At 42.6% G+C, this 10,239-nt stretch carries 8 protein-coding genes and 1 pseudogene; 7 read left to right on the forward strand and 2 right to left on the reverse strand.

Annotated elements, in window-relative coordinates:
• Positions 1 to 266: 266 nt before the first annotated feature.
• The 5 genes from NJ959_RS19400 to NJ959_RS19420 all read left to right on the forward strand — a co-directional run bounded on the left by NJ959_RS19400 (position 267) and on the right by NJ959_RS19420 (position 4,533).
• A complete protein-coding gene (locus NJ959_RS19400; protein ID WP_254013390.1) occupies positions 267 to 1,976 on the forward strand; it encodes a phage tail sheath family protein in 1,710 nt (569 codons plus the stop codon).
• Positions 1,977 to 2,198: 222 nt separating this feature from the next.
• Positions 2,199 to 2,684, forward strand: a complete 486-nt coding sequence (locus NJ959_RS19405) for a phage tail protein (RefSeq protein ID WP_254013391.1) — start codon at positions 2,199 to 2,201, stop codon at positions 2,682 to 2,684.
• Between the two features lie 75 nt (positions 2,685 to 2,759).
• Positions 2,760 to 3,257 (forward strand): hypothetical protein, encoded by a 498-nt coding sequence (locus tag NJ959_RS19410; RefSeq protein ID WP_254013392.1) that lies wholly within the window; start codon positions 2,760 to 2,762, stop codon positions 3,255 to 3,257.
• 229 nt (positions 3,258 to 3,486) lie between these two features.
• Positions 3,487 to 3,987 carry a phage tail protein gene (locus tag NJ959_RS19415; RefSeq protein ID WP_254013393.1) on the forward strand — a complete coding sequence of 167 codons (501 nt, stop codon included), beginning with the start codon at positions 3,487 to 3,489 and terminating at the stop codon, positions 3,985 to 3,987.
• A gap of 81 nt (positions 3,988 to 4,068) precedes the next feature.
• On the forward strand, positions 4,069 to 4,533 hold the full coding sequence (locus NJ959_RS19420) for a DUF29 domain-containing protein (RefSeq protein WP_254013394.1): 465 nt from the start codon (positions 4,069 to 4,071) through the stop codon (positions 4,531 to 4,533).
• A gap of 304 nt (positions 4,534 to 4,837) precedes the next feature.
• On the opposite strand, the gene leuC is transcribed toward NJ959_RS19420, so the two are convergent.
• Positions 4,838 to 6,241, reverse strand: coding sequence for a 3-isopropylmalate dehydratase large subunit (gene leuC / locus NJ959_RS19425; RefSeq protein ID WP_254013395.1), 1,404 nt, complete (start codon positions 6,239 to 6,241; stop codon positions 4,838 to 4,840).
• Positions 6,242 to 6,784: 543 nt separating this feature from the next.
• On the opposite strand from leuC, the pseudogene NJ959_RS30970 reads away from it, so the two are divergent.
• Positions 6,785 to 6,916: pseudogene (locus tag NJ959_RS30970) on the forward strand (DUF6745 domain-containing protein); the annotation flags it as partial.
• A gap of 163 nt (positions 6,917 to 7,079) precedes the next feature.
• Positions 7,080 to 9,506, forward strand: coding sequence for a substrate-binding domain-containing protein kinase family protein (locus tag NJ959_RS19435; RefSeq protein ID WP_254013396.1), 2,427 nt, complete (start codon positions 7,080 to 7,082; stop codon positions 9,504 to 9,506).
• Between the two features lie 150 nt (positions 9,507 to 9,656).
• On the opposite strand, the gene NJ959_RS19440 is transcribed toward NJ959_RS19435, so the two are convergent.
• A partial coding sequence (locus NJ959_RS19440; protein ID WP_254013397.1) for a DUF928 domain-containing protein occupies positions 9,657 to 10,239 on the reverse strand: 583 nt, incomplete at its 5' end.

The raw sequence follows: 10,239 nt of genomic DNA on the forward strand, positions 1-10,239 counted from the left end.
CTTGTGGAGATATCATTACGCCCTTGTGGCAAACGTAATGAGCCTGGGAACCTGAGCAATCAGGATATTAAGGCAGTGATGTCTTAAGAATCCCCGTCTATGCGAGAGCGGGGAGTGTCAAAATTGAGGAAAGGTCTCCTGACAGGGGAACTTGGAACCGCCCAAAGCCCAGGAAGTTTCATTGATTGGATCTAATATTGAATAGGAAGCTTTTTCTGTTCCCTAGATCTTGCTTTCCCTAAGTAATAAATGGAGGAAAACTGCCAATGGCACTCGATTACTTTGCCCCAGGTGTATACGTTGAAGAAGTAGACCGTGGCAGTCGCCCAATTGAGGGCATCAGTATGAGTGTAGCCGGGTTTATTGGTTTCACCGAGGATGTGCGCGGTGATGCTGAACTGTTCAAACCCATGATGGTTACCAACTGGAGCCAATATTTAGAGTATTTTGGTAAAGAAGGCTCCGATGGGTTCACTGACTTCAACGCTTACCTGCCCTTTTCGGTTCAGGGTTGGTTTTTGAATGGTGGTGGACGCTGTTGGATAACCAGTATCGGGACTCGACTCCCCGGTTCCGAACCCCCACCTGTAGAGCAAAGCGGAACCAAGATTTTAACCTCTAGCCGCAAACCTTCTTTACATTTCACGATTAAGCCAGCTTCAGCGGACGAAAGTGCCTTAGCACTAGCATCATCAGATGAGGCTCGGATCAAAGTGGTGATTCAAGATAGTACGCCAAAACCAGCACCAGCAGATACTCCAGATGAAGAGCTACCTCTAAATACAGGCGAATTTTTTAATGTCGTCGTTGTTCGAGGTGAAGACGAGCTGGAAAGGTACGAGAACCTGAGCATGAATCCAGATGTGGAGACTCAGCTAGCGGACTATGTGGTAACAAGACTAGAAAGTTCGGAATTTATCAACGTAGCCAATATCTCCCAAAGCGGACAACCTCTGACACGGAGACCAGTAGCAGGTCTCTATGAAGTTACCCCTCCACCTCGCGTGTCTACGAGAGACAGCTTCTCCCGCGACTTGCAAGGTCAAAGAGACGATCGCACCGGGACTCAGGGTATTTTTGAAATTGATGAAGTGGCAATGGTAGCCTGTCCCGACTTGATGCGTGTGTATCAAGAAGGCTTAATGGACTTAGACCAAGTTCATGGTGTCATGGAAATGATGCTGTCCATGTGCGAAAATTCCTTCCCAGGACCAGCCTACCGCATGGCAGTCATTGACACACCACCTGTTAAGCCAGGAAAAGGACGTACTCCGGTTCCTCCCCAACAACAGAAGCCTCAAGATGTAGATGCTTGGTTGCGGGACTTCAATCGCCGTTCCATGTTCGGTGCAGTCTACTATCCTTGGATTAAAGTAGCCAACCCCCGCAATGGCGGACGACCGATTTTTGTACCCCCTTGCGGACACATGATGGGAATTTGGTGTCGCACCGACGAAACACGGGGTATCTACAAAGCACCTGCAAATGAAACTCCTCGTGGCGTAATTGGTTTAGCCTACGAGACCAACATGCGGGAACAAGAACTACTGAACCCCAAAGGTATCAACTGTATCCGGAACTTCGCCAACTACAGCCGAGGCTATAAAGTTTGGGGTGCGCGTACACTAGTAGAACCAGATAACGTTCAGTGGCGCTATATAAGTGTTCGCCGTCTGATCAGTTATATTGAGAAATCAATTGAAATTGGTACGCAGTGGGTGGTTTTCGAGCCAAACGATCGCAATTTGTGGGGTCGCGTTACCCGTACCGTTTCCAATTTCCTAGAAAGACTCTGGAGTGCTGGTGCATTGGTAGGAGCCTCTCCTGCTGAATCATTCTACGTCAAATGCGACGCAGAACTCAATACCCACGAAACAATGATGCTGGGTCGGTTATATATAGAGGTAGGTATCAGTCCCGTCCGACCTGCGGAATTTGTGATTTTCCGCATCAGTCAGTGGGCACCAGGCCAGTAGGTTAGAGGGGTGAATAATCTGGGCGCGAAAACTGCGCCCAATCCATAGTTCTCCAAAGTCTATCCAATACCTGTAAATTCATCATCCGTAGCACAGGCATCTTGCCTGTGACCGAAGGAAGATAACCAGGTAAGATTCCCCAATCTTTGCCAAAATGGGATAGACCCAATTCTCAACAATTGTTCATTAAACCAGAAATCTCTTTAAATAGGAGGTAGTAATATGGCCGGAAATACTACTCATCGGATTGTTTCTGCATTTGACCTATCCTTTGATGGGGGTGGTTTAAGCAACCTAGAAGCAACTGAAGTTACCCCACCAGAATTTGCAGGAACCGCTGTCTGCTTGCAAAGTTCTTCAGGTACAGTAACTAACACAGTCGCTATGCAAGGTGGTTACACCCCAATTAAAGAACTCAAAGTGAAAGTACCAGTGAGTTCAGATGCCAATAGTGCTTATATGCGGCTCCACGATTGGTTAGAAAAATGCCGTCCCAAAGCCCGAGGTGGTGGAGGAGACTTTCAAAAATACACAGGCGCATTCAAAACCTACAATTGGAAGGGTGATGAAGTAGAAATATATACGTTTAAAGATGCCTGGCCTTTTAAATTCGAGTTGGAGGAAGTGAAAGCAGATGAAGAGAAAGATATTATTTATGGCACATTCACTTGCTATCTAGAAGAATATGTGCGAGAAAAAGACAAGTAAATAGCTTTTGTCTCGATTGGTGTGAATTAATCTAGCAAGTGCAGTCATTGAGAGAATAAAATAGGAGCCAGTAATATGCCAGCACTCGATCCGAGCAAAATAGCAAGTAAAGCCAGATTTTGGTTTAAACCTGATGCGGTTTCCGCCGACTTGCAAATTAAAAACTGCAAGAACTTAAAGATAGAACTTACCACCTCCCAAACTAAGGGATCTGTAGGTGCAAGTAAGGGTTCCAAGGCTTATACTGAGTCTGGTCCTACAGGAGAAAAAGCAGATAACGATCTGGAAATGACTCTGACAGCAACCAGTGTGGAAAGTCTGCAATCTTTGATGGAATGGATCGAAAAATATCAAAACGCTGCTTATACAGGAGGTGCGTCACAGGAAGTTGCTAGTACAACTGGTGTGATTACCGTCTGCAATCGTGCGGGGAAGGAGATCCTAACATACGATTTAGTAGGACTTATTCCCATCTCTTGCTCCAGCCCTACCTATAAAGCTGAAGATATAGGAGATCTAGACTACAACGTCAAATGCCGTTACATTGAAATGAGAAAGCCAAAGGCTCAATAGGGTTTGGCGTGTAAATGTTAGGGTGAGCATTCTTGACGGCAATTAGTAGTCAACCGCAAAAAATTGCCTGGGTTCGTAGTAAGCGCTTAAGCGCTTACTACAAACAAAAGTTATCCATAATTAATGCGACGAACCACTAATTTAATCTGATTATTGTTTTGATTAATAGTGTCCATTCGACAATTAATTTTTCCATTTAAGCACCAATTTCTGGTAAGAAGGTAAAGTCATGGCTTCAGATCTATCTCAGAGACCAGAAATCCTGATGAATTGCCGATTTTACTTTGAACTCCACTTGGAGGGGAGTAATGAGTCGGTAGATGCTTTCTTCATGGAATGTAAGGGTTTTAAGACTAGTCAACAGGTGATTGAAATCTGTGAAGTAACGCCTAACAAATGGGGTGCTAGTGGTAATGCTGTAGGTGAAGTTGTCAGGACAAAAATTCCGGGTAATCTGAGTTTTACTAATATGACATTGCGCCGAGGTTTGACACTTTCTATGACTTTATGGAATTGGTTGGAAAGCGTACAGACTGGGAATTGGAAAAAACAACGGCGAGATGGTTCCATTCAGCTTTATACTCATGGGGCTAAAGAAGAATTTAGGTTTGAGTTTAAACGAGCATGGCCTGTAAGTTATAATATTACCGATCTTAAATCCGATCCAGGTGAGATTGAGATGGAAGAGTTGGAAATCGCCGTGGAAGAGTTAAAACGGATTAAGGCTTAAGGTAATAGTTCAAAGTAAAACTTTTCAATGAATTCGTTACAATAAATAAAAGGTAAAAAAAAACGATTGAGAAAGTCCATTATGCCGTCAGTGGAGCAATTAGCCACAACTCCCTCAGCCACTTACAACGAGGACTTTTACCTTTGGACACAGAAAATGGCTGTAGCCTTGCGCCAAGGGGCTGTGTCAGCCCTAGATATGGAAAACTTGGCAGAGGAAATTGAGAATTTGGGAAAAAGCGATCGCCGCGCACTCAAAAGTCGCTTGGAAATCCTCCTGATGCACCTGCTCAAGTGGCAGTTTCAACCCAATCGACGGAGTGGTAGTTGGCAATGTACTATCATAGAACAACGGCTGAGAATTCAAGATATCCTGACTGATAGCCCAAGCTTGAAAAATTATCTCATTTCTATTCTACCAGAAGCTCATCATAATGCTATTTTATTAGCTGCTGCGGAAACAACTTTGCCGCTTGATTTATTTCCCAAAGATTGTCCTTACAGCATCAAACAGATTTTAGATATTGACTATTTGCTACCAGACTAATCAGTAAAAACCAAAACAGCAAAATTGAAACCCGCGCAGGCGGGTTTTGTCTGTGTAGTGTAGCTGCGGTTTCAACCGCCCAATTGAGATTGGTGCTAATACTATCTGCAAACTTAATTTCAAAATTCACCAAACATCTGAAATTATCTATGTAAATTCTCTTCAACATTAAATCCGTCCCTCCTTTACCTTCCTCTAAAACCTCTGCGTACCTCTGTGGGAACCTCTGCGTACCTCTGTGTTAAAACAAAATACCACAGATGCACGCAGATAGATAATAATGTGACAGAAACTGAGATGAAAATTACATCAATTTCCTCACATCAGAAACTTCCCCCTTAACAGCAGCCGCAACCACCATGGCGGGACTCATTAAAAGAGTTCTTCCTGTCGATGAACCTTGACGACCTTTGAAGTTACGATTAGAAGAAGATGCACTAATTTGACTGCCTTGAAGTTTATCAGGATTCATGGCTAAACACATGGAACATCCGGCCTCACGCCATTCAAATCCTGCTGCTAAAAATACTCGATCTAATCCTTCAGCTTCGGCTTCCTTTTTCACTCTTTCTGAGCCTGGTACAACGAATGCTTTCACTCCTTCAGCAACATGTCTACCTTGGGCAAATTTAGCCGCTTCTTGTAAATCGCTGAGTCTGCCATTGGTGCAGCTACCAATAAAACAAACGTCAATTTTTGTCCCTTGAATTGGGGTTCCTGGAGTTAGCTGCATGTAGCTGTATGCTTCTTTTGCGATCGCTCTTTCCGATTCTGGTAAACTATCGGGTGTGGGAATCGCTTCATTTACGGCAATTCCTTGTCCCGGCGTAATTCCCCAAGTCACAGTTGGGGCAATTTCTGCGGCATTAAAAGTGACGATATCATCATAAACCGCATCCTCATCTGAACGGATACTTGTCCACCATGCCACTGCTTTATCCCAATCTCCACCTTTAGGTGCAAAATCTCGATCTTTGAGGTATTGAAATGTCACTTCATCTGGATTAATATAGCCACATCTCGCACCACCTTCAATGGACATATTACAGACAGTCATCCGTTCTTCCATACTCATTTGCTCAAAGGTAGTACCAGCAAATTCGTAGGCGTAACCAACGCCACCTTTAACACCCAAAGTACGGATAATGTGCAAAATTATATCTTTGGCGTAAACACCGGGCTGTAATTTACCATTAACTTCAATTTTGCGGACTTTAAGCTTAGAAAGTGCTAGAGTTTGAGAAGCTAAAACATCACGGACTTGAGACGTACCGATGCCAAATGCGATCGCACCAAAAGCACCGTGAGTTGAGGTATGGGAATCGCCACAAGCTATCGTCATCCCCGGTTGAGTTAACCCTTGTTCCGGTGCAATAACATGGACAATTCCCTGATTTCCTGACCCAATATTATAGAATCGAATCCCATAATCTTGACAACTTTGTTCCAAAGACTGCATCATTTCTTCTGCCAAAATATCGACAAAAGGACGTGCTTGGTTTTCGGTGGGGACGATATGGTCTACAGTAGCAACAGTACGCTGGGGATAAAGTACTTTGAGTCCTCTTTCCCGCAACATTCCGAAGGCTTGGGGGCTGGTTACTTCGTGAATTAAGTGTAAGCCGATAAATAGCTGAGTTTGCCCGGAAGGTAAGATACCTACGGTGTGGGAGTGCCAAACTTTGTCAAATAGTGTTCTTTCGCTCATGGGAAAAGGTAGTCACCTGGAAGGTTAAGAAAATTAACGATTACGCGGTTGGTAGTAGGTGCTGTCTTCGCCTATCTATTGGCAGTAGGTGCAAGACTAGCCCATTGCCAGATACTTGGATTTTCCATTGTAGAGCCAGCTAGACGAAAATGCTATAATGAGAAGGTAAAGTTACAATAACATGAGATTAATTATTGCTATTAAAGAAGATTTATGGTAGTTCTAGGTTTTATGAAAGAGAAGATTATGATTTGCGATCGCGAAATATCAAATATTACATCTATATAGTCTTATTTTCAGGTATCATGGTCTTTTTTTAACGCAAAGGAACGCAAAGGGATGCGCAAAGGTTCGCAAAGAATAGAGTATATTTGTCGGTGTGTCTCAGGGATTATGGAAAAGATAATCGCCTGGAAACTAGATCGATTCCCTTTAACTCTGAAATTTATCGTCCACTTGGAATACTTTGATGGAAGCTATTACTTGGGTAAATTGGGGGATTTCTCCAGAGGAATTTTCAGTACAAACTTGAATTCGTTTAGATTCAGCATCTACGCCGATCGCGGGGTAAGATTACCAGGATATTACGGAAAACTGCACCCTAATCAGTGGCTTTCCGAATGGCTATTATCTGAGAATAACGCCGAATTGAGGCGAGTCTTAATTAAGGGGATTTTAATTTGGGCGATATTATGCAGCTATTATATATAATAGAAATCTCCAAAAATGAAAGTAGGACAGGTGTCTCGCCTGCCGGGTGAGAATCTTTTCACCAGAATTATAATGGTAATGGTGCGTTAGCAAAGGATAATGCACCCTATAAATAGAGGCTTTGCCCATGGTACATAAAAATCCACAAGGATTCATAGGAAAACTACTTAAAGCATTTGCCACCTTAGAAAGCAGCCGTCTTTTCCAGGGAATCAAAGCAATCCAAATGAGGATTAGTTCCCAACTAATCCGGTTGGTGCCAGCTAGATTACTATGGTTACTACCTTTTCTCGAACAAGAAATTAAAGTAAAACCCCCTACCCTAGAGCAACTCAAGGATAAAGTTTTGCGAAAACCAGGGGAAAAAGAAGTAGTCGAGGTGACTGAATCAGGTGCTGAAGTAGTCCCTCAGCGACTCGTTACGCCACAGATTAAGTCTCTGTACCCCGACTATCGCTGCGTAGAAGGAAATACTTTCGCTTGTGAATGGCCTCAAAAAACACTAGAGCAACAGGCAGATGCAAAATATTGCATCAAATGCGGTTTTCCCGCCCTGTTAGCGCCGGAAACTAAAATTCAGGGGATTCGGGGTAGGTATCAAATTGAAGGTGTATTAAATTATCGAGGTAGAGGTAGAATTTACCAAGCATTTCAACTACCGGATCGCCAGCCTGTTATCATTAAAGAATACCTCCTACCAGCCCGATATTTTAACCCAGAGGAAACTCGCCAGCGTAAAGATGCCTTTGTCAAATTAGCTGGTTTGAGTTTAGCAGATGGTCGAATTCAAGACTTTCGCCTGATTCCCATTTGGGATGCGATCGCAGATCAAAATCAAGAACGCTGCTATCTAGTCACCAAAGGCAATTTAGACTCCTATTCTACCCTCGCTAACTACTTAATTGAAACAGGATCTTTAACTAGTTATCAAGTTCGCCAACTTCTCAACCAAGTATTGCAAAGTCTGGAATTTCTCCACAGCCAAAAATTCCGCCTCCCTTCTGGTTTAGTCCAGGAAGGATTAGTTGACGGTAATATCAGTCTAGAAAGCTTACTAATTGGTCCTAGCTTTCAGGAAGGCTTCTTTATCTACCTCTGTGACCTCTTTTTGTGGGAAGGGAGATTCGCACCGCCCCTGGAAGAACGCCCTATTTTATCTGTGGCTAAAGATTTAAAAGATTTGGGATATGTTGCCTTTTATCTTTTAGCAGGCGGAACCAACGATCCGGTTAATGGTCAACTTTTTAATCCTAAAATGAAGGATCGTTGGCCTATTATTCACCCAGGATTAAAAGACTTTATTTTAAGTCTAATGGGGATGGGGATGGCGAAGTTTGAAACTGCGGAAATTGCTCGTCAAGCTTTGTTGAGATTGCCACCCGAACCCCAAATAGATCCGACACTTTCAGAAGGAGTTATAGAAGAAGAAGCAAAGAAGAAAAAACGGCGCTTTCCTATTCCTATTTGGCTGATGTGGCTGATAGGTTTGCTCTTACTATTAAGTCTACTCTGGTATTTGTTTGGCAGAAACTTATTTAAAAAGCAAACTGCTCCCGATTCTGTCGTCTGTTGCATTGAGCAGGTATCAGGAATTCCCGCAGGGAATTTTAAGTATACTGCAGAAAAGAATAGTCCTTGGGATTACGTGTTGCAACAACCAAATCTAATTGCGAAAGAGACAACCCTCGCACAGGAGCTATACAAGCGTCAACCTAAATTACAGTTATTATATCAACCGGAACCTTTATGGGTAGACGCTATCCAAAAAGTGAGAACCAAAGAATCAGAATTTGCGATCGCAACTTTGGTAAATAATTTAACTTCTGATTTAGGATATGAAAATGTTGCCCACGATGGGTTAGTATTTTTTGTCGCTTTCAGTTACGCCAGACGGAATGATAGTTTACCTTCCGCTTTAAATGGGCAAATTACCTTCGAGCAATTGCGCCAACTTTACACAGGAAAAATTAACAAATGGCAACAAATAGGTGGTCCAGATGTCAGGCTAAAACTCTACCTTCCACTCAGCGAAGAAGCAATCCAAATCTTTGAGGAGCGGGTGCTTAAAGATAAAAGTAGTATTGATAACTTTAGAAAGTTAGCCAAACAAAGCAATCAAATTAGCCCCACCTCAGAAGTTCAAGTTAAGCGCCTCCAGACGGGAGAGACTCTCAGAGGAATAATTCGGGATTTTGAGGATAGTAATATTGGTGCAATTGGCTTTGACTCTTTGAGCAGAGTTTTAGGGCAATGTTCCGTTTATCCTCTGGCATTGATAAATGGTAATAATCCGCCAATTTCACCTTTAATTCAAAATAATAATCAGCCCGTAACTCCTCGTACTGATTTATGTAATGCTAAGGGTAGTTATGGACCAAATGTCGAAGCTTTTATTAGCCAAAATTATCCATTAGCATATCCTTTATCTGTTATTTATCCCAGAGATAACAGTCGCAAACCTGTAGGGGAAAAGTTTGCTGAGATTCTGAAAACTAGTGAGGCGCAGGAATTGTTGTATAAAACTGGATTAGTTCCCCTGGAAGCCTTGAAATAATGCTTCTTCCGTAAGTAGGCAAGAACCTTTTGACTGTTCCTTAAAAAGGGGGACTTTGATCTTATTTCATCTTCCCCCCTTACTTAGGAAATTAAACAATTAGCCATTAACCACGAGCAATTTACAAATTAAACCCAACTAGTATTAATTTTACATTCTCGGTAACGAACCAATTAGCTTTTCATTAGCAATGTTACCTAAACCAACTGAATCCAATAGACTTTGCCAATCCGCTGCTACTTCTTGATCGTTAGGATAACGTTGGCGCAACTCAGCTAACGAACTTAATGTGTCAGTCCAAATTTTCTTTTCTGCATAGATAGCAGGGCGATCTCTTTCTGGCTGTTTCTCTACATTCGCTAATTCACCACTTGGTGCATTGTATTGTACCCATCCATCTACAGTCAAATCTCCCCCATCATTACCACCACAACTAATTTGAAAAGCCCAGTGATACAATTGACCAGCCTGAAGTGGATTGTCAGTAACTTTAAGGCTTACTACTCCGGAATTGTGAGTTAGGGAGACAGTTTCATTATGAACAATATCCTCTCCTTTTTCATTAAGTACAGTAAACTCTGCTGTCTGTGCTTTGGTTGGAGTAATATGAACCAAAACTGTAGGATTTGCTGATACAGTTTGTTCAACTTCAATCTTATTGTCTGGGACGCTCTTGTTCTGGCGATTGGTTTGGGGTAATAATGCTGTTACTGTTACCGATTCTCCATTACAA

Origin of the sequence: Limnofasciculus baicalensis BBK-W-15 (genome assembly GCF_024178385.1) — a bacterium.
In the GTDB taxonomy this organism is placed as follows: Bacteria; Cyanobacteriota; Cyanobacteriia; order Cyanobacteriales; family Coleofasciculaceae; genus Limnofasciculus; species Limnofasciculus baicalensis.

Coding starts and splice junctions, on each gene's coding strand:
- NJ959_RS19435 (WP_254013396.1), top strand. CDS start 7,080: ATGGTACATAAAAATCCACAAGGATTCATAGGAAAACTACTTAAAGCA.
- leuC (WP_254013395.1), bottom strand. CDS start 6,241: ATGAGCGAAAGAACACTATTTGACAAAGTTTGGCACTCCCACACCGTA.
- NJ959_RS19410 (WP_254013392.1), top strand. CDS start 2,760: ATGCCAGCACTCGATCCGAGCAAAATAGCAAGTAAAGCCAGATTTTGG.
- NJ959_RS19420 (WP_254013394.1), top strand. CDS start 4,069: ATGCCGTCAGTGGAGCAATTAGCCACAACTCCCTCAGCCACTTACAAC.
- NJ959_RS19400 (WP_254013390.1), top strand. CDS start 267: ATGGCACTCGATTACTTTGCCCCAGGTGTATACGTTGAAGAAGTAGAC.
- NJ959_RS19405 (WP_254013391.1), top strand. CDS start 2,199: ATGGCCGGAAATACTACTCATCGGATTGTTTCTGCATTTGACCTATCC.
- NJ959_RS19415 (WP_254013393.1), top strand. CDS start 3,487: ATGGCTTCAGATCTATCTCAGAGACCAGAAATCCTGATGAATTGCCGA.